Origin of the sequence: Marinifilum fragile JCM 15579 (genome assembly GCF_001310955.1) — a bacterium.
Lineage (GTDB): Bacteria > Bacteroidota > Bacteroidia > Bacteroidales > Marinifilaceae > Marinifilum > Marinifilum fragile.
The window spans coordinates 61,726-82,809 of the sequence record NZ_BAZX01000008.1 but is presented as its reverse complement, the minus strand read 5'-3'; the positions used below and the strand labels follow the sequence as shown (position 1 = coordinate 82,809).

Below are 21,084 nucleotides of genomic sequence, written 5' to 3'. Positions count from 1 at the left end.
GTGCTAGTTTTTATTCTTACAATCCCACCATACTTTAGTTGCCATATTATCAGGCCCGCCCAAATTGCTAATGGCTTGCTTCAAATTATCGCTATTTTCCTTGTACTCGCGTAGAGGGTATGGAAGACGACGGGCCATTTCAGCTCCATCAACAATACCATTGCTCAGGTTATATGGCACTTCCATTAAGCGTGGATATCCCGTACGACGGAATTCAGACCAGGCCTCGTGTCCCAAAGGAAAATTAGCAATCCATTTCTGAGTAATAATGCGTTCCAAACTTAGCTCAAATTCGTCCGCATCATTCCATTTAATTGTAATTGAAGCTGGAACTCCTGAGTTGTCGTTTGCTCCAAGAGGGTCCTTATAATTATCAGGAATACTGGTTGCATTCTCAGCATAAGTAGCTGCACCCGAAACACCCCATTGATTAAAGGACAACTCAATTCCTTGATTGTAAAATTCATTGGCAGAGCCACCCATATTCCATCCGCGTAAAGCACCTTCAGCTTTTAGGAATGCACATTCTGCAGCATTCATCCAAAGTAACTTATTGTATGATTCAGGAATATTCATATTACTGTACTTGTGAGCTGTTGCCGATGATGCAATATTGGCACCTGATCGTAAGCCATAATATCCATTTTCGAATGCAGCATTGTCGGTATTCTCGAAAGTACTCGTGGTAAAATACTTTTCTCTTCGTGGATCAGCGTATCCGTTCATATAAGAAGTAATATCTGCAGATACACGTGAATCACCTCCGTTATATTCAAACATCACTACTCTGAATGGCGATTTTGAAACCGTATTGTAGGCATTATCCTCATTGCTTAACATGGTTCCCACTTCATGATTTACTGCTTCTTCTGCTTTCGCTTGAGCTAAAGTAGGATTGGCATAAACAATACGCATTGCCAAACGTAACTTTAAAGAGTTGGCAAACTTGATCCAGTTCAATACTTTACCGCCATATACTTTATCTGCATAAGGACTAAAATCAGAAGTTTGATTTGGTGTTAAAACCTCAATCGCATGGTCCAATTCTTCGAACATTTTATTATACACATCCTTTTGTAAATCGTAAGGAGCTTCTAACTTGCCGTCTTCCCCAATTTTAGAATAAGGAATGTGTCCGTAGATATCCGTAACACGATGAATCGCTGCTACTTTAATAATATCAGCCACTGCCAAAGGTACCGGATCAGTAGTAACATTCTTTAACTGAACTTGATTGGCATAAATTTTAGGAATAATATCATTAAATGGTACTTGAATCCAGTGTTGTTCCGGATTATAAGTTGCATAATTTTTACCTACAAATCCAGAGTTCGAATCTGCCAAATATCCACCAAAAGATCCTCCAAGCAAACATTCTGTGAACTGATTTAAATTAACATCAGCAGGAATAACATAGCCCTGCATAGCCACCATAGCTGCCCTCAAGCTATATGCATCGTATTGCATTTGCTCATCGTTGGCGTCATATGGATTGGTGTTGTATTCCTCGAAATCTGAAGTACAAGAAGTAATCAATAAAATCGAAGCAGAAAACAACAAATTTATAAATGATTTTTTCATAATTATCAATATTGAATTGCTTAGAATTTAACTCTTACATTGAAACCATAACTGCGCTGGCTCGGCATCATAAAATAGTCTATTCCCTGATAGTAGTTCCCTGTTGAAGCAACTGATTCAGGATCGAATGGAGCCTTGTTGTAGAACATGAATAAGTTTCTTCCAACCAATGTGAATGTCACATCAGCGAAATTATTCAACTTGTCTCTAGTAATGGTATAGCCAATACTTGCTTCTTGCAATCTTACATTTGTAGCACTATAAGTATAAAACTGTGGAATTCCGGATTTTGCCCCAATAGTGGTGTACCAATTCTTAGCATCTATCACATCACCACCATTCACAACTACTCCACCATTATCACGAGCTTTAGCAGAAGCTTCTGATACCCCATAACGATCTAAAGTAGCCTGAGTAGCAGAGTAAACAATACCTCCCAAGCGAGCCGAAAGCATGAATCCAAGTCTGAAGTTTTTGTATTTAAAATCGTTTCTCCATGCCATATTTGCATCAGGAAATACCGAGCCTAATTTTATATCCTCTACATTGTATTCTGCAGCAACATTTCCATTCTGATCTACGAAAATTTTTCCATCACTATCACGCTTTAGATCCGCAATAGAATACAAGTCTCCAAGGCTTCCGCCTTTTTTCAATATGAATCTTGCATTCGATAAACCACCGATATCCAATCGATCTTTGGTAATAACTGCATTCGTTTCAGGATGAACGTAATTGTCTACCAATTCTGAAATCTCATTTTCGTTCGAACTTAATGTGAAATTAGAACTCCATGAAAAGTCATTCCAAGTATTTTGATATCCTAATGCAAATTCAATCCCTTTGTTTTTAACACTACCTGTTTGAACATACAAAGTAGAATAACCCGAAGAAACGGATATTTGAGGATCGAAGGTTTGATTAAATGTTTTGGTACTATACAAACTTAAATCCAAATCGAAATGTTTCAACAATTTTGTTGTCAAACCCAGTTCCCACGATTGGGTTCTTTCTGGCTTTAAATCGAAAAGCGGATAGTGTGTTTTTGTTTGCCACACCTTATTTGCATTGTCCCAAGCATAAGTAGGATTTGCCAAAAAACGTGCAAAAGGAAGACCAACAGATGCATAGGAAGCTCTCAATTTTGCATATTGAATTTGTCTTGGCAAATCGAATATTTCCGAAAGTACAAATGAGGTACCTATGGATGGATACATAAAAGAACTCTCATTTGAATGAGGTCCTGCCAACTGTGAAGCCCAATCGTTACGACCTGTAAGAGTTAAATAGTACGCCCCTTTATATCCCAATTCTGCACTTGCAAAAACAGATTTAGTTTGATCGTGCCATCCCGACTGCTCACGCTTGGTGGTCACATCGTCTAATTGAAATACATTAAATAAGTTTGGAATACCATCCGCACGAATCGGTCCTCTGTTAGATAACACATCTTCTTTCATATCGGAGTATGAAACACCGATATTAGCCTGAAGTGAAAAATCCTCACCCAATGACTTGTTGATGTTTACAAGGAAATCGGCGTATGTTTGCTTTGCTTCGCTTCTTGCAATTCCATATAAACCATTATTAGATCCTTCAGTAAGAGTTCTGTTAGATGTGGCATATAATTTTTCAGTGAAATCGTTCGTTGAATTGTCAATTCTCACACGACCAGCAAAGTTCAACCAATTTGTAGCATCAAAACTAAAACCAGCATTCAACATGTAGCGATCCTTCTTGTTTTTTCTTAGATTTCGATGGGCAATCCAATACGGATTTTGTCCAGCAAATTCATCAATTCCTTGTGGCCAATATTGTGTATATATTTTACGAGAAGAGTCATATCTTTCATACATTTTGATATCCTCCCAATCGTCACCTCTCGGAAACAGATAAGCCGTTACTAATGGATTCGCATAAACCCCTTGATTCACCATATTTTGATCTTCCTGTTTGATGTAGGAACCTCCAAAATCGATTTTCATTTTATCATCCAAACAACTGGTTGTATTTCTGAATGTAAAGTTGTAACGATCATAGCTATTGTTTGGAACAATACCTCCTGAATTAACAGTACTTGCAGATAAATAGGTTTGGTTTTTGTCTGTTCCAGTAGAGAACGACATAGAATTTGTGAACACCATTCCGGTTTCGAAGAAATCACTCTTTGGTGAGTATCCCATTCTGTTAGCACCATTCAATTTGTGTCCCCAACTAATATCCGAAACCTGAACATCAGAACTCAAATCCCCAGTACCATAAGTATTTTGGAACTTTGGCAATGCAAAGGATTGCATCATTTCAACATTACTTGTTAGGGTTAGCGAAGTTGATCCTGCTTTCCCCTTTTTGGTTGTAATAACAATTGCACCATTAGATGCATGGCTACCATAAAGAGCAGCAGCTGCCGCCCCAGTTAAAACTGACACATTCTCAATATCTTCCGGGTTAATATCAGCTATTGCTTCCGTAGAACCATTAGATCCAAATTCGGTATCGCCGGTACCACCAAAATTAAACATTGGTACCCCATCAATCACATACAATGCATTACTCGATTGGGCAATCGTTTTCGTACCACGCATAACAACTTTACTAGCTCCCCCAACCCCTGATGAACTGCTATTGATATTAACACCAGCTACTTTTCCTGAAAGCGAATTTACAAAATTGGCATCCTTATTTGATAAGATGTCTTCGCTTGAAACCTGCTGTACATTATAACTCAATGCCTTTTCTGAACGCTTAATACCCAGGGCCGTAACAACAACTTCATTCAAGCCAACAACGGATGGAACCAACACAATGTTAAAGTATTCCTCTTTTGTTATAACATATTCCTGATTTTCAAATCCAATAAATGAAATGGCCAAAACTTCGGAGGTGAATGCTGTCAATTCAAACTCCCCATCAAAATTTGTAATGGTTCCGTTGGTAGTTCCTTTAATACTTACAGATGCACCAATAATGGATTCTCCAGTATCATCAATCACCTTCCCTTTTATTTTTACTTCCTTTTTTACAGAGGCAGCATTCTTACCTAGGTCTTTCTTTGTAACGGTAATAATATTATCCTTTACAAAGCACTCAAAGCCCTGTCCTTCAAATATTCTATTAAGAACCTCTTTAAGTTCAACGTCTTTTGCTTTGTAGTCAACACGTTTATTCATATCTATATCACTGGTATTCATAGAAAAAGAATAATTGTGTTTAGATTGTAGAACTTCAACCGCTTGTTTCAATGTTAAGTTCTTGAAATCAACCGATATTTTCTGAGAAAATATTGGTGTAATTCCTCCAAATAGCGCTACAATCAACATTATTATTGATTTTTTCAATCTTAACTGCGCCAGATTGAGGTTTACTGAAATTAAATTCATATTCTTGTAATGTTTTTTAGTTTTTTATTAGAATTTAACTGAAAAATACAGGTAGAGAATGTACGAGATTCTCTGCCTTTTTTTGTGATTAGTGTTTCTTCATTGGCAAATTTTAGGTTTTGAGTTATACTTTATATTTCACCTTATATATATCATATTGTTTTTTCGTTCAATAATCATCTTTCCACTTGCATTTAAAGCTGATAAGATTTCATCCAGACTTTCATTATTTACAAACATTGAATAGAAGCGCTCTTTTTTAAGCAATTCATTCTCAATATTAATCCTCACATCAAAATACCTTTCAAGAGCAACAACAATTTCACTTAATGATTCATCCATAAAGTAGAATCCCTTACTATTAAACCATTGTTTGCGAGTTGCAATTACAAAATCACTTTTCTGTAATTCTCCTGTACTCTTCGAGTATCTAACAATCTCACCAGGTTTTAATAACTTCGTCTTGCTTTCCCCTTTATAAAAGGCATTCATTTTAACAGAACCTTCCATTAAAGAAACTGCGATATATGAATCTTCGCTATAGGATTTGACATTGAATTTTGTACCCAAAACTTCAACTGTCACTTCTCCTGCCGACAAAACAAATGGACGAGACTTATCTTTTGTAACCTGAGCATACGCTTCTCCTGCTACATAAACCTGACGAAGAGAATTATTAAACTTCTTTGGATAAATTAATTTGGTACCTGCATTCAACCATAGTTTAGAACTATCTGGCAAACAAACCATTTTACTTTGTCCGTATGGTACATACTCTTCAACCCATTCTTTAGGGTTTGTAGTTTCTTTATAAAAATAAAGACTCGTCAATAAAATAGGAATCAGTAAAACTGCTGCTGCAATACGATACCACTCTCCAATTCTTCTAACAATCGGAGTTTTTTCAACTTTATTCTTGTCATCTAAATGAATGGACTTCTTGAATTTCTCAAATGCTTGATTCACCAGACGATCATCCTTATCAACATTTATCTCATTCAAAATCTCCCTGAGCAAAGCTTCGTCCTGACTTTCAGCTTCGATAGTAGAAAGCCATTGTTGAACTTCATGTGCTTGTTGACTGGTACATTGATTGTAAAAATAATTTTGTAATTCCTCCTTCGTCATATTATTCTAAAAATGCATTTTTTAATTGGTCGACATTAATAGAACGAAACAAGAGGATATACTACGCAATGGAAATAAGTTTTTTTTTACTTTTTTTTAAATGAGTAAGAACACACAACAAACGGCTGTTCCTAAAGGACTCATTTATTAAGATATTACATCCCAACAAAAATTCCATCAAAACTTAAAAACAGGAAGAGATAATAAATAGGTAGGTGTTTACGAATGTCTTGTAATGCCAAAAACACATGACGCTCAACTGTTCGAACAGACAATTGTAACTGCTCTGCAATTTCTTTATTCGACAACATTCTCTCGCGACTCATCTGGTAAACTTTTCTTCTCTGTTCAGGCATTTTTGCAACGATTCTTGCTACACATTCGGTCATTGCTTGAACATCCAATGACTCTTCAAAATCTTCAACAAATACCCTATGATTTTCTTGCACCTCCTGATGATGCTCATTGCATTTTAGCCTAAAGTGGTCACGAATTTCATTTTTTGCTAAAACATACAAGTAATTGTGAATGGATTGATCAGGATTCAGTTTACTCCTATTGACCCAAACTTTCATGAATATATTTTGCGTAATATCCTCGGCTAGCCAAGCATTCTTAACCATTCCTTTAATAAAAGAATGGAACAAAGTATACTTTTCATCAAAGAGTATGCGAAAGGAATTCATGTCTCCTTTTATTAACCCTTCAACCAAATCACGATCACACAAATCATTCATCACATTAAGTAAATTGAGGAAAATGACACACAAACATAAAAAATATTTGCAATTTTATACAATTCTTAAAAATGTTATCATTCAACAGATAAGATTAACAATCTATATATCCATAAAAAATAATCTCACCAGATACAGATTCAAGTTGTAATAATATAATTACACACAATTCTCACCATTTCAAGATCTTAATATTTAAAACAATATGTTCTTCCACTTGTAATAATAAATGTTAATTATTAATGGTAAAATCTTTTTTTGAACGGTTTTTCTATGGGGTTATTTATATCTATTCTAAACACTAACAAGTTTTAAAGCGTTCTATTAAGACCTAAATATTCAATGGATAAAAAATTGCCGTAAACAAAAAAGTGGCCTCATCAGCCTATTTTAACAGGTGCTTTTGAGCAAACTCCTCTGCTGCCATTTCCAGATATTTCCCCGCATTTAGCATGGAATCATACAGATTTTTTGCATAAACCGAAGTTTCGGAGATATAATCAACTTGCATGTCATTTTTTCTTCTTCCGATAGATCAACCAAAGCACAGAACAGGGCCAGTTTCTGATTTTCCATAGAATCCAACACTCCTTTAATTACTTTGCCTGAGAAGGTTTGAGAATCCAGTTTTCCCTCTCCTGTAATGATCCAATCTGCACCTTTAATTTTCTGATCAAAGTCTGCCTCTTTTTTGATCAGTTTAATTCCGGAATTCAAGTTTGCTCCAAGGAAAAGTATGCATCCAGCTCCAAGTCCTCCTGCTGCACCTGCTCCCTTTATATTTTGCAGATCCAATCGGAATTGCGATTTTACAAGCTTATTAAAATTGATAAGTCCATTATCAAGTTGCCTTACCATTTCAGGAGTAGCTCCTTTTTGAGGTGAATATACATATGCAGCACCCTTTGGTCCATACAGTGGATTATCTACATCACAAGCTACCTCGAATTTCACTTCCTTAATTTTGGGGTGGACTTCTGAAACATCAATATTTTCAAGTTCCTGCAAATCTTTACCAACTCCTAACAGCTCCTGTTTGTCCTTATTAAAAAATCGATATCCAAGTGCCCTGGCCATGCCCATACCAGCATCATTGGTAGCACTGCCACCTATTCCTAATATAATGTGCTCTGCTCCTTTGCCGAGAGCATCTTTTATGAGCTCACCCGTTCCATAAGTACTGGTTTCTAAAGGATTTGCTTCTTCATTACTAAGCAGGCGAATTCCAGAAGCTTCGGCCATTTCAATAAAAGCAGTCTTCTTGGCTTTGGAATACAAGTATGAGGCCTTTACATTTCTGCCCAATGGATTACCTACATTCAATGATATCATATCTCCATCCAAGTAGTACTGTAGTACCTCAACGGTTCCATCACCACCATCTGCCAAAGGCAGCTTCTCAATTTCAACATCAGGCACTTGCTTTCTGATTCCTCTTTCGATGGCATCACAAAACTGAAGTCCAGTAAGAGATCCTTTAAATTTATCGGGAGCTATGATTATTTTGGTCATTTGAACCACTTTCAATTGAATAAAAATGGCAAGATATAAAATTACTTTTACTTGGCTAAATGGTGGATATTATAGACCATACTATTATTCAGAATTCTATTTTCAGGGGAGAGATAAATACTGCAAATCAACATTTACCAATACATCTTCTGCTATATTTTTTATCAATATACGGGGAATTTTAATATCAAAATCTTTTGGCTTTAATATGAATTCAGATTGAACCAAAAGTTTGTTTTGTGCAATGGTTAAGTTGGCCGGAATTGATATTTTTTGTTCTACCCCATGAATTTTGATTACTCCAACCGCCACAACGTGATTTTCTCCTGTTTTATTTAAAGATTTAGGGTAAGTTATAGTTCCAGTAAAAGTTGCATTTGGATATTGATCTGACTCCAAATACTTGTCATTAAAATGAGTTTGCATTAACGATTTCTTGAATTGAAATCCAGAAATTGGAATGACAAAAGCAAATTCTCCACTTGCAAGATTAATAATACTTTTAACTTTTTTATTCTCGGCGTAAATATCTTCCAAAGGCGCCGAAGAAAAAAAGGAAACAAATCCTGATTGCACCCGATACAATTCCTGAGCCTTACAGGCAATTGACAGGCAAATAACACTGGTTAATATGATGAATATTCGAAAATTCATCTTAAAAATTGAAGGATCGCATTATACTAAAGCCTATATGTATATCTCCATCAAAGAAATTATCATTATTATATTGCTGAATAAAACTGCCAGGTTGAACTCGAGTAGAGTTGGTAATATAAACCTGAAATACATGTCCTCCCGTTTCAATATCAAAACCCAATGACAAAACATTTTTCTTAAAGTCGTATAAGTCGCTCGTGAAAGTAGGAAATGTATAGATATATTCTATATTAAAGTTGGTTGACTTAGTAATAGAAGTACTTACCCCAAAATTTGTTGCTAATAATGAATGTGGATGTTGATTTGTTAATACCCTACTAAGGTAAGTATAACTTGGAGAGATTTGGACTGCTATTTTCTTTGAAAATCTTCTGGATAAAAGTAATTGGTTCACATATTCAAGACGATCACTAAAACTTCTACTCTCATCGTAATTTCTGGTTTTAATATTAAAACTACCAAAGTAAGACAACGAAAATTTTGGGGAATTTTGTAATGATTGTCTTATCAAAGCCCGTTTAAAAGACAATTGAACAGTTTTATCAAAATCATTAGATCTTGCCAATCCAACTTGCGAACGGTTTGTAATTCCATACTCAAACGAAAGATCTACATTGTACATTTGGTCCAAACCATATAATTCTTCAATTCCATCGGTAATGCGTCCAAATAAATGTGAAACTCTAAACTGAAGCTCTCTTTCAGCTAATTGTACAGTTGATTGACCAAGTATTAACCTGGAACTTTTAAAACCTTTAACAGGTCGATCCTCACCAATTGTATCGATTTGATTCAATAGGGTATTTTCCTCCTGAGCAAGCAAACATCCGCAACATAATATCTGAAAGACTATAATAAGAATGACCTTTAATCTCATAATTCACTAGTTGATTTTATTTACCAAATCTCTGAATTCTTCAAACATATCTATTTCCGATTGAGGTAATTTATCTCCATCCTTAGGCATTGTCCCTGCATCAACTTGATTAAACATACTAGTAGCACTATTCCTGGCATTCGTAAAAACACTGAAATTAAATCTATCATTTTTATTGTGTTTTCCTTCATGACACGACACACATTTATCTACTATAACAGGTCTTAATGTATTATTAAAATAATTTTGAGCTTCTATTAAAGCCTGGTCGTTATCAGGCATCATTCCATCATCATCGTCAGAAGATGATGAACAAGCAAAAAATTCCCAACAAAAAAAATTATTGCTATAAATCCAAAAATCCTCTTCATACCTATCTCCTTTTTATTAATTTAATTATCACCCAATTAAGAATATATTATTTCTATATTTATAATATACTAAAAGATCTCGATATCCTAAAATATTTTTCACTAACTGATCCTAATTAAGATTTTTAAATCATAGTTTTACAATTTCAAACCACAACTAAAATCATCTAAAAAGAATACATATATGAAAGGAATACAAGATTACTATCCAGACCATTTTGCACAATGCTACGGATGTGGAAGACTAAATGAACATGGTCATCAATTAAAGACTTATTGGGAAGGTGAACATACCACAACTAAATTTGTTCCGAAAGAATATCACACGGCAATACCAGGCTTTGTTTATGGTGGCATGCTGGCTTCTGTTATTGATTGTCATGGAACTGGTTCGGCTGCATTGGCATTTGCCAAACAACAAAATATCGAATTGTGTGAACACAATGCTCCAAGATGTGTTACTGCTTCGTTACAAGTAAAATATTTAAAACCAACACCTATTGATGGGGAAATTGAAATAAAAGGTACAATTGCCGAAATTACCGAGCGTAAGGCAACTGTTGTTGCTGAACTTTATGCTGGCGGCAAACTTTGTGTAACAGGTGAAATTATTGCAGTATTGGTACCTGATAATTTTGGCGAATAAGAACAAAACAAAAGGCTATTCACATCAGTTGAATAGCCTTTTTATAATTTGTGAGATTACTTATTCGTTTAAAATTCCTCCCGTCAATCGAACCAGTGAGGTTCTGGATTGAATCAAATTGAATATAGCATTTAATCGGGCCAAAGCCACATTTTGATAGCCAATCTGAACATCACGATAGTTGAAGGAGTTAATGCTACCCGATTCATATTTGTCCTTCGAAATAGACAAATTCAACTCGGCAGCTTCCAAATTCTCTTCTGCCAATAAATACAACTCCCTTCTAACCTGGTACAACTCATAATCTTGAGCTAAGGCATTCGTTAGCGTATGCTTTAAATCCTCTGTTTCGATTTTTCCAATCTCTTCCTGAATTTTTGCAATTTGTAATGCCCTGCGATTCGAATTCCCATTAAATATCATATAACTCAAACTAAGGTTGGCATACAAATTATGAGAATCTGTTGTACTGGACGACATGCCATCAAGTTTTGTTTTTATTCTGTTTCCTTGAATTCCTGCACCAAAATTCAACTTAGGATAAAAATTACTTCTAGCCAGCTCAACATCTCTCCTTAAAATCATTTCCTGGATGTAACGATTCTTTAAGTTGTTGTTATTACTTAGCATTTTATCCAATAAATTGGCCAATTGATATTCGTCGCTTATTGGCAAAAACTCATCTGAAAACTTATAGGTTTTACTCTCTTTAACGCCCAATAAAAAGTTCAAATCACGCACCGCATTATTAAAATTAACCTCTTGCAATAAGTATGATGATCGATCTTCGAGCCAGGCATTTTTCGATTGTAAAACATCGTAGGTAACTGCACTTCCCAACTCTTTCCCAATCTTACTCTTTTCATATCTGTCGGAAGACAAATTCATAATTTTCTCACTTACTTTCAATCTTTCCTTTTCGAGTAAGATTTTATAATAGGCCAGTATTATCAACTCAATTCTGTTTTCGATTGCTACCAGAGTATTTCCTTTTGAAAGCTGCTCCAAATCATCGAATTTATCCTTTCTTATTTGAACAGCAAAGCCCTCAAATAATGTCCAGTTCATATCAAGTGATGGAATTACACTCAGCCTGGTAAAATCATTGGTGTCATTGTAATCTTTTACTCCTCGTCCCTGAAGGTTAAACTGTATTCGAGGATATCTTCCAACATTGCCCCACGAATTATTTAATTCGGAAATCTGTTCTGATTTACGGATGATTTTTAATTCATAGTTGATTTCCAAGCCAACCTGAATGGCTTTTGACAAGCTTAATTCTTCCTGAGCGATCAAGCTCAAAAAAAGACAATTAAACAATAGGGCTAATGATATCTTTTTTATCATTTTAATATTTATAATGGTTCAGAGAATTTTTCTCCTATGATTAATCTAAACTTACTTTTGATTCTTTTACTTTCGGTTCCACCTCTCTGGCACTTACCTCACGTCCTTCCCAAACACTTTTAACGAATCTTCTTAAATCGTTTAATACCAATATGAGTACTGGGAAGAATGTTAGAATAAACAAGGTTCCAATAAAAACCCCATATGCCAAAGCTACAGCCATTGGAATTAAAAATTGTGCCTGGAATGAATTCTCTAAAATCAAAGGATACAATCCAACCGAGGTTGTTATTGTGGTAAGAATGATTGCCCTAAAACGAGCCCTACCAGCCTCTTTTACAGCATCAACAGGTTCCATTCCCTCTTCTATAAACAAGTTGTATTTCGAGAGGAAGACGACCGCATCGTTAATAATAACACCTGAGAGAGCCACAATTCCCCAAAACTCAACATAGAAACCATTACCCCTTCGATACCATGCCCCCAGGTTGCCCCCAAAGCACCAAGCGGAATCATCATCAATACAATGATTCCCTGTGTAAAGCTTCGGAAGTGAATCATTACAATAAAAACAATCACGATGAAGGCAATGGAAAAGTAAAGCTTCATTTCTGCGATATCTTCTGCAGCACGTTTTTGTTGGCCTTGATACTCATAACGAACACCCGGAAAACGTGCATCTAATTCCGGCAAAATATTATTGTCGATATATTCCAATATTGGAGGAACTGGCTCGTTAGGATCCAACAGGTCAGCCTCTACTCTAATTTCACGTGATCCGTTGTAACGCTGAATACTAACAGGTCCACGTTTAATATCATACTCTATCAATTCTGAAAGCGGAAATTCCCCTTGCGGAGTTCGGATTCTCATCTCTTCCATCTGACCAATAAAGACTCTATCACTTTTTGGATATCTTACCCAAACTTTGATCTCATCTTTTCCTTCCTGCAAGCGCTGCGCTTGTCCTCCAAAAAATCCCTGACGAATTTGAGAAGTAATGGAACTCAGATTCATCCCTAAAAAGTAAGCTTTAGGTTTCAATTTAATGCGTACCTCTCTACTTCCCAACGGATTATTATCATTCACATTATACAAGGAAGTCATCTTTCTTAATTCATCCTGGAAGAATTCATTGGCTTGATTTAATTCCTGCAAATCGTTACCCAGCAAACTGATTGAAACGGCTGCTCCCCATCGGTTAAAAGCTCCAATGGTGAACTTTTCAATATTCTTCACATCACCTATCTTCTTTTTTACCCTGTTGGTGATATCAAAACTTGAAACAGGAGACCCTTCCAAATCACGTAAAGTAACAGTTATATTACCTGCATGAGGACCAGATTCCTGTCCACTAAAAGCTGCACCTGTCGACACATTTGTGTATTTGATATAGGTAGACGTATCCTTAAACTCCTTCATCAAATCAGCATTTACATCCCAAACAGCTTGTTCAAATTCTTTTAATTGACGAATGGTAACCTCCTTGTTGGTACCTGGTTTAAATGCCATATTGATATTGAAAGTATCAAATGACACGTTTGGAAAGAAGGTACTTTTCAGAAATCCTCCCTGGAACAAACCAACAGTAATCACAATTAATGCAATTGGAATAAAGAGAACAAACCATCTCCACTCAACAATTTTATCAAGTGCACGCATGTAAAATTTATCACGCACGTACTTAATGCCTTTTTCTAATTTAGCTCGGATTCGATTTAATAAGTGATCTTTTCGATTTCTGTTTAAAACAATTTCATTCCCAACGTGACTTGGAAGAACAAACAAACTCTCAAATAGAGACAATCCCAAACAGGCGATTACCACAAATGCCATTTCATAAAGAAATTGCATATTACCCGTAACTAGCAATAAGGGCGAAAAAGCAACCATTGTAGTTGTAACAGAGGTAAGAACTGCCGGAACTACTTCCAGTGTACCATCAATGGCAGCACGCCTTGGACTTTTTCCCTTTTCGAAATGAGAGTAGATGTTTTCTCCAATCACAATTCCGTCATCCACCAGAATTCCAATAATCAAAATCATTCCAAACAACGAAATCATATTAATGGTAACACCAGTTAAATTAGCCAGAATAAACATTCCAAGGAAAGATGCCGGAATTCCCCATGCTACCCAAAGAGATAATCGGAAGCTTAAAAATAAAGCCAAGGCAAGCACTACCAATAATAATCCATACCCTCCATTTTTAAAAGAGTAAATTCAATCTGGATTGCAACATGGTTACAAAATCGAAGGTAATCTCTAGGCTAGCATCAGTATGTTTACTGTTAAACTCTTCGGCATATTGATTACAAAAATCAGATATATCTTGAAGATCTTCATTGTTTAACTTATTGATTACGATAGAAACAGCCGGATTCTGATTTACGAAAGTTGAATTCGGAACATCCTGAAACTGGAAGTGAATATCTGCAACATCTCTAATTCGCAAGTAGCTCCCATCAGGATTGGCTTTCAACACAATCTCACCAATCTTATCCGGATCCACTGAACGATTTCTTGTCCTAATCAATATCTCTTCTACCTCATTTTTAATGGTCCCTCCGGAAATGTCAATATTATTATTTGCTATAGCTGCAGATATCTCACTAAAAGTAAGTTCATACCTGCGCATATTATCCTCGTTCACCTCTACAGAAAGCTCTAAGCGAGGAAATCCTGACAATGAGATTTGAGACATTTTTTTGGAGCGCATCAAATCATCATATATTTCGTCAGCATACTTTTTAAGAGTAATTAAATCAACACTTCCCGTTACAACCATTCGCATTGCAGGCGTGGTAGCTCTCTGCTTTGCAATAACTGCTTTTTCGGCTCCACTTGGAAAACTTGGAATACCATCCACTGCATTTTTCACATCAGCCAATGTTTCATCCAAGTCATAATCTCCTGTAGTTGTAATGGTTACCCTGGCAAACCCTTCAGAAGAAACTGAATTCATCTCTTTAATTCCAACGATTCCTCTTATGGCATCTTCAATTCTGGATGTAATTCCCTCCTCTACCTCTTTCGGACTCGCACCGGGGAATACCATCGAAACTGTTATTGTTTTCGATTCAGTTTGTGGGAAAAACGATTTCTCCATAAACATCATCGACGTAATCCCCGCAATGGCAAGCAGGGCAATTATCATTTTTCCGTAAAACGGATACTTTACAAATTGTGATACAATTCTTTCCATCTCTGGTTATTTTTAGGAGAAAATCTAATTTACAACTTTAACTTTCATGCTATCCGATGCCTTTACAGGAATATCAATCACAAGAGATTCACCTTCATTCAGCCCATTAAAAACCAAAGTATTTTCGTTTAATTTAATCACATTAATCTGTTTTTCTTTTAGCAAGTCTCCTTCAACAACATATACCCGATTGTTTCTAAAAACAGCATTCCTAGATACTTCCATGGCATTTTCTATGATTTTCCCACGAAAACGTGCACTTAAAAACTGCCCCTGATACAATTCAACACCTCTTTCATTGTTAATCTTCACAAAAACAGAAACTGATTGTGTTCCCTGGTCAACAAATTCAGATTTTCTAATCAACCTTCCTGTAGAAATAATTTCACCATTCGAGTCCAAAATATCAACTACATCATTTATATGCAGCCATTTAATATCTTTCGATTCAACAGGAACTTGTAATTCCAGATTATCTGATTCAATGATACCTGCTAATTTTGTCCCCATTCCTGCAACTGAACCAATTTGTGTATTCACCTCTACAAACGAACCATCAAATGGGGCGTAAATCATTCGCTTTTCTAGTTTTACTTCAGCACTTTTAATTGCATAATAATCTCCCAGAATATTACGACTAGCCATAAATACTTTCTCCTGATCGGATTTTACTTCAGGCAAATCAGGGATATTTTTATCCAGATCTATGAAATTGAAAAAGTTCATCCATTTCTGAAAATTATCAGAATAATCAACTTTAATATCAGGTAAATTCTCTGCCAATTTATTTAAAAATCTACTTTTCTGAGCTCTCAAATCCATTCGAGCATCCTTATCGTAAATCTTGATAAGAAGATCACCTTTCTTAAACTTTTGCCCCACTTTTAAAGGAACTCCCGTTTCAACAATACGTCCAGCTACTTCAGAGCTTAAATTCACTTGCAAATTGGAAACCAATCTACCCTTTTCTATTACTGGTGCTTCCAATGATTTATATTCAACCAACTGAACTTTTACGATTGGTAGTTTTGCACGATTTAAATTCTTCTCAGGATCTTTTTTCATTCCCTTAAGAAAAGTTGAGACAAGTCCTGCCAATAACAAGGTTGCAATAACCAACAAGACAATTACAATCTTTCTATTCATAGATAAAGTGTGTTATTAATGGGTGTAATTTTATTTAGATTTTTTAAAAGTATAAAGATAAGATTTACAGAAGAATATTTTTTTGCTATTAAAAGATAAAAACTTAATGAATCGTTAATTTTTCCAATTTTACTCAATCAATTCCCTTCTCTTTTTATTCCCTTTTAAAATACAAGTAAGATAACATGAACCGTCCATGAGTAAATAATTATTAACTCAAACACGAGAATGATTATTTACTCATGGTAAGTTCCATCTGGCAGAAACATGATAAAATAAACAGATGAAATACCAAAAATATTTCCATTTTTGCGCCTCCTAAACTTATCTTTGCAAAATGGATCAGGAAAAATATAATCGAATCAAACAACAGTTGCTGGATTCAACAAAATGGCCTTCGCTATACATGTTTAAATTCATAGTACCAAACAACGAAGAGAAATTGAATGCCGTAAGAAACTTGTTTCCAAAAGAAACAGAATTTGCCTATAAAACATCAAGAGACATTCGATTTATTGGAGTAACGGTAAAGATCGTGATGAATTCGGCTGAAGATGTAGTAGAAATCTATTCAAGAGCTCAAGGTATTCGAGGAATAATGGCATTATAAAATGGAATTTAAAATAAAAAAATGATTAAGCTGATTCTAGATCAGCTTTTTTTATGCCCTTTTGTGAATGCAATAACAGCTTAGTAGTGTTCGTTTTTAATACAAATTATAGAATGACCTATTTTTTTACTTTTTTTTTCAATCATCTAGCAATCTTCGGAATACCAATAAAAATAAGACTTTCAGAAACAAGAATAAATAATGTCCTATAAAAAACTTGTTATTTTTTCACATACTAGTATGTACTGGTAGTGTTTTTTTATATATTTGCCGCAAAGGTTTTCATTAAAACCCGGAGATTGAATAAATGAAGTAGAATTTTAATTGTTTATACGTTAATGTTCATTCCCATGCAAGCAACAACTGTTAGACTAGTATACAGACATTCTCATCGCGGATTATTTGAATGTCTTATCTGTTGATATCTCATCGTATCATTGGAATAGCTACCAACTATTTCAATACCACCTCAAATTAAGCCAATTGATTATTACATAGAACTATTGGAGTAATACTACAGTCGTTGTGTCTAATGTAATATATTAGAATTAAAATTGCACACCAATAAGTTTTAATAAACGAAGAATTAAAGAAAACAGGGAAAGCTACCAACAATCCCTGTTATCAAATATTAATCGTTTGTTGTTCTGAACGCTTAAATAAAGAACAACAAAACTAACTTTTAACGCATCTAAATTTATGAAAAAAAACGCAAAAACTGTTGTGCGGAATGCATCCGTGCAAAAGGGATTGGTTTCATGGATAATGAAACTTTGCATCCTAGCTGTTTTAGTTGGTCCTCAACCGCTTCAAGCAGCAGGGTCTATGAAAACCAAGGCAATTCAACAAAACCAAAAAACCATTACCGGTAAGGTTGTTGATGAGCAAAACCTACCTCTAATTGGTGTTAACATTCTTGTAAAGGGAACTACCCTTGGTACGGTAACAGACTTCGATGGTAATTTTCAACTTGACGTTCCTGCAAATGGAGTTGTTAAATTTTCATTCATCGGTTATGTAGATCAAGAAATTACCATTACAAATGAAACTAGCTTAAATATAGTTCTTAAAGAAGATGTTCAGGGCTTGAACGAAGTAGTTGTAGTAGGTTACGGAACTCAGAAAAAATCGGATTTGACTGGTGCTGTTGCATCTGTAAAAGCAGAAGATTTGGCAAAAACTCCATCTTCAAATCCTGTAAATTCATTACAAGGAAAAGTTGCTGGGGTAACCATTACCAAATATGGTGGAGCTCCTGGAGCTGGTTCAAATATTACTATCCGCGGAATTGGTACTATTGGTAACAACAATCCATTGTACATTATTGATGGATTACCAGGTTCAATGTCATTACTTAATCCTGATGACATTGCCTCTATTGAAGTTTTGAAAGACGGTGCTGCTGCAGCTATTTATGGTTCACGTGCTGCCAATGGTGTGGTTTTAATCACTACCAAAAAAGGTAAAAAAGGAAAAGTTAATGTTGATTTCAACATGCATGTGGGATCAGCTAAGGCAATTGATCAATTAGACTTGTTAGATTCTGAAGGATATGTAAAAGTTCACAGAATGATGTACGAAAACTACAATAAGTATGCATCAAATGATGATCAAAAAGCATTACCATCTTACGTCACAGATCCTATTTTAGCAAATACAAACTGGCAAGATGAAGTTTCAAGAACAGCAATGCAACAATTTTATAATGTTAGCATTAATGGTGGTAACGATTTGGGTTACTATGGTATTTCAGGAAGTTGGAATGATGAAGAAGGTACTCTTATTGGAAGTGGATACCTAAAAAAGACACTTCGTGCAAAGCTTGGAATGGAAAAAGGCCGTTTAAAGGTAGATGCAAATATTTCCTATGCAGAAACCAATTCTGAAAGCGCAAAATTCTCGATAAGAGACACCTATAACCTTACTCCACTAATTACTCCTTTTGACGAAGATGGTAATGTACAGTTGACATATGGCGATATGCCCGCTAATGCCAATCCGTATGCAAATCATATCAACAATAAAGGTGAAACCGATTTACAATATTTTACTGCAAATATTACCGGACGCCTTAAACTTACTGATTGGTTATCATATCAAGTAAACTTAGGATTAATCAACAGCAACAATATTGAGTGGAGCTATCATCCTAAATTTCAGCGAAGCCCTAAAGATGGCGAAGACTGGATTTATTATGGCGAAGAGCGTAACAATTACCGTTCGCAAATTATGGAGCACCTAATCAACTTCAATAAAGATTTTGGTAAACACTCAGTAAGCTCTGTAATTGGTTACACAGCATCTAAAATTACTAACAATTGGATTAGTGCAAATGTAACAGGTAAAAAAACTGAATATTCTGCAGAAGGTGATGAAGTAATAACAAACGATATCCCTGCAGGTTTCCTTGATCCGAACTTTATGACCTTGAATGGTGGTAAAGGTGGTACTTATAATGCATCAGGTAGTAATGATGAATATACTCGTACTTCTATTCTTGGTCGTGTTAATTACTCATACGACAGCAAGTATTTAATTCAAATAACTGCTCGCCGTGATGGTTCATCTAAATTTGGTAAGAATAACAGGTATGGAACTTTTCCTTCTGTTGCATTGGGATGGAGAATTACCGAAGAAGATTTCATGTCATCATATGACTTTATTGACAACTTAAAATTACGTGCTTCTTGGGGTAAATTAGGTAACGAAATTACACTAGGCTTGTATCAATATGAAGCTTTAATTTTTTCAGGAACCGACTCTAGCACCGGCTCAGTTAAAGGAACCGGAGCTAATCCTTGGACAGGAAGTATCGCATGGGATTTAGAAAATGCTGATTTCAAATGGGAAACTACCATTTCTAAAAACTTAGGATTAGATTTTGCCTTATTCAACTCAAAAATCACTGGTACAGCAAACTATTACAATACAACAACTGAGGATATGTTGGTTGTCAATAAACTTGCACCATCAGCAGGTACAAACAACCCTGTAGTTAATGTTGGAGAAATTGAAAACAAAGGTTTTGAATTGGAACTGGGATATCACAAAAATCAAGGTGATTTCACATTTAATATAAATGGAACATTAACCACCATGAAAAATGAAGTTTTAAGCCTTGCAGATGCAGATCAATCACTATTTGGCGAAGGTTTAAAGTATGGTGATTCACATTTCCCAACACAAACCAAAGTTGGTACTGAAATTGGAGCTTTCTACTTGTATCAGGCAGATGGAATCTTCCAATCAATGGATGAAGTTAATGCTCATGTTAACCCAGAAGGTAATTTATTACAAATGTATGCAAAACCTGGAGATATTCGTTTTAAAGATGTGAACGGAGATGGTGTAATCGATCCAAAGGATAAGGTTTATTCAGGAAGCGGAATACCTGATTTCACCTATTCTTTAAGCTTTGATGCGAAATACAAAGGATTTGACTTCTCAATGATGTTCTATGGTTCGCATGGAAATGATTTGTACAATGGTAATCGCTACTATTTAGAAAACATGTCAGCGGGTCAAAACTTCCTTGCTTCAACTTTGAATGCCTGGACTGAATCTAATCCAAACACAAGCATGCCAAGAGCAATCCTTGGTGATCCAAATGGCAATACTCGTGAATCAACAAGATATTTGGAAGATGGTTCATTCTTAAGACTTAAGAATATTGAATTAGGATATACATTGCCTAAAAATATTATTAACAAAATCGGAATTACAAAATGTAGAGTATATGTAAATGCTCAAAACATTTGGACTAGTACTGATTATTCAGGTATTGATCCTGAAGTAGGACGTGAAGGAGTGTTGAATCAAGGTATTGACCGTAGCTTCTACCCAATCAACAAATCATTCTTTGCTGGAGTTCAATTATCATTCTAACC

16 protein-coding genes are annotated in these 21,084 nt (G+C 35.3%); 3 read left to right on the top strand and 13 right to left on the bottom strand.

Translation table 11 applies throughout. From position 1 onward, the window contains the following. Positions 1 to 3 precede the first annotated feature (3 nt). From JCM15579_RS08385 to JCM15579_RS08350, 8 genes are all read right to left on the bottom strand, one after another. Positions 4 to 1,581, bottom strand: a complete 1,578-nt coding sequence (locus JCM15579_RS08385; RefSeq protein ID WP_054718520.1) for a RagB/SusD family nutrient uptake outer membrane protein — start codon at positions 1,579 to 1,581, stop codon at positions 4 to 6. A gap of 20 nt (positions 1,582 to 1,601) precedes the next feature. Continuing rightward, complete coding sequence (locus JCM15579_RS08380) at positions 1,602 to 4,961, bottom strand: SusC/RagA family TonB-linked outer membrane protein (protein ID WP_083464602.1); 3,360 nt, start codon at positions 4,959 to 4,961, stop codon at positions 1,602 to 1,604. Between the two features lie 138 nt (positions 4,962 to 5,099). Then, positions 5,100 to 6,089: a FecR family protein gene (locus JCM15579_RS08375; RefSeq protein WP_054718517.1), complete on the bottom strand. Its 990-nt coding sequence runs from the start codon at positions 6,087 to 6,089 to the stop codon at positions 5,100 to 5,102. Between the two features lie 155 nt (positions 6,090 to 6,244). Then, positions 6,245 to 6,826, bottom strand: coding sequence for an RNA polymerase sigma-70 factor (locus tag JCM15579_RS08370; RefSeq protein ID WP_054718514.1), 582 nt, complete (start codon positions 6,824 to 6,826; stop codon positions 6,245 to 6,247). A 447-nt stretch (positions 6,827 to 7,273) separates the two neighbouring features. After that, positions 7,274 to 8,338, bottom strand: a complete 1,065-nt coding sequence (locus tag JCM15579_RS08365; RefSeq protein WP_218186111.1) for a glycerate kinase — start codon at positions 8,336 to 8,338, stop codon at positions 7,274 to 7,276. A 102-nt stretch (positions 8,339 to 8,440) separates the two neighbouring features. Then, positions 8,441 to 8,992, bottom strand: coding sequence for a YceI family protein (locus JCM15579_RS08360; RefSeq protein WP_054718511.1), 552 nt, complete (start codon positions 8,990 to 8,992; stop codon positions 8,441 to 8,443). A gap of 1 nt (position 8,993) precedes the next feature. Then, entirely contained in the window at positions 8,994 to 9,872 is an 879-nt protein-coding gene (locus JCM15579_RS08355) for a DUF5777 family beta-barrel protein (RefSeq protein ID WP_054718508.1), read from the bottom strand. A 6-nt stretch (positions 9,873 to 9,878) separates the two neighbouring features. Continuing rightward, on the bottom strand, positions 9,879 to 10,154 hold the full coding sequence (locus tag JCM15579_RS08350; protein ID WP_157471399.1) for a hypothetical protein: 276 nt from the start codon (positions 10,152 to 10,154) through the stop codon (positions 9,879 to 9,881). A 273-nt stretch (positions 10,155 to 10,427) separates the two neighbouring features. On the opposite strand from JCM15579_RS08350, the gene JCM15579_RS08345 reads away from it, so the two are divergent. Then, on the top strand, positions 10,428 to 10,889 hold the full coding sequence (locus JCM15579_RS08345; protein ID WP_054718502.1) for a PaaI family thioesterase: 462 nt from the start codon (positions 10,428 to 10,430) through the stop codon (positions 10,887 to 10,889). Positions 10,890 to 10,949: 60 nt separating this feature from the next. On the opposite strand, the gene JCM15579_RS08340 is transcribed toward JCM15579_RS08345, so the two are convergent. From JCM15579_RS08340 to JCM15579_RS08330, 5 genes are all read right to left on the bottom strand, one after another. Then, entirely contained in the window at positions 10,950 to 12,191 is a 1,242-nt protein-coding gene (locus tag JCM15579_RS08340) for a TolC family protein (protein WP_172677399.1), read from the bottom strand. A gap of 85 nt (positions 12,192 to 12,276) precedes the next feature. After that, on the bottom strand, positions 12,277 to 12,669 hold the full coding sequence (locus JCM15579_RS21890; RefSeq protein ID WP_262493504.1) for an efflux RND transporter permease subunit: 393 nt from the start codon (positions 12,667 to 12,669) through the stop codon (positions 12,277 to 12,279). Beyond that, complete coding sequence (locus JCM15579_RS21885) at positions 12,603 to 14,408, bottom strand: efflux RND transporter permease subunit (protein WP_262493503.1); 1,806 nt, start codon at positions 14,406 to 14,408, stop codon at positions 12,603 to 12,605. The genes JCM15579_RS21890 and JCM15579_RS21885 overlap by 67 nt, the downstream gene beginning before the upstream one ends. Before the next feature lie 37 nt (positions 14,409 to 14,445). Continuing rightward, the gene (locus JCM15579_RS21880; protein WP_262493502.1) at positions 14,446 to 15,441 is read right to left on the bottom strand and encodes an efflux RND transporter permease subunit; all 996 of its coding nucleotides are present in this window, start codon (positions 15,439 to 15,441) and stop codon (positions 14,446 to 14,448) included. A 24-nt stretch (positions 15,442 to 15,465) separates the two neighbouring features. Continuing rightward, on the bottom strand, positions 15,466 to 16,587 hold the full coding sequence (locus JCM15579_RS08330) for an efflux RND transporter periplasmic adaptor subunit (RefSeq protein WP_054718500.1): 1,122 nt from the start codon (positions 16,585 to 16,587) through the stop codon (positions 15,466 to 15,468). Between the two features lie 337 nt (positions 16,588 to 16,924). Here JCM15579_RS08330 and JCM15579_RS08325 point away from each other — a divergent pair, with 337 nt between their 5' ends. Then, entirely contained in the window at positions 16,925 to 17,197 is a 273-nt protein-coding gene (locus JCM15579_RS08325) for a DUF493 family protein (protein ID WP_054718497.1), read from the top strand. A 699-nt stretch (positions 17,198 to 17,896) separates the two neighbouring features. Beyond that, positions 17,897 to 21,082 carry a SusC/RagA family TonB-linked outer membrane protein gene (locus JCM15579_RS08320; protein ID WP_054718493.1) on the top strand — a complete coding sequence of 1,062 codons (3,186 nt, stop codon included), beginning with the start codon at positions 17,897 to 17,899 and terminating at the stop codon, positions 21,080 to 21,082. Positions 21,083 to 21,084 lie beyond the last annotated feature (2 nt).